Origin of the sequence: Paraburkholderia sp. SIMBA_030 (assembly GCF_046535245.1) — a bacterium.
In the GTDB taxonomy this organism is placed as follows: Bacteria; Pseudomonadota; Gammaproteobacteria; order Burkholderiales; family Burkholderiaceae; genus Paraburkholderia.
Genome location: NZ_JAWRXB010001371.1, coordinates 1 through 245, shown reverse-complemented (window position 1 = coordinate 245; position 245 = coordinate 1). Strand labels below are relative to the sequence as shown.

Below are 245 nucleotides of genomic sequence, written 5' to 3'. Positions count from 1 at the left end.
CCTTCCCTTCCTGCTGAGTTTCACCGGCGGCTATGTCGATACCGCGGGCTTCCTGGCGCTCGGCGGATTGTTCACCGCCCACGTCACCGGCAACTTCGTGACGCTGGGTGCGGCGCTGATATCGGGGACATCGGGCATCATCGCCAAGCTTCTGGCGCTGCCGGTCTTCTGCCTGACGATCTTTCTGCCGCGTTATGTCACCCGCCGCACCGGAACGGTCGAAGACCGCAGCCTGCGGCTGATGC

General features: G+C 64.5%; 1 protein-coding gene. It reads left to right on the top strand.

Features of this window, described 5'->3' with window-relative positions; genetic code table 11:
- A partial coding sequence (locus tag SB772_RS44525; RefSeq protein ID WP_410839091.1) for a DUF1275 family protein occupies positions 1 to 245 on the top strand: 245 nt, incomplete at both ends.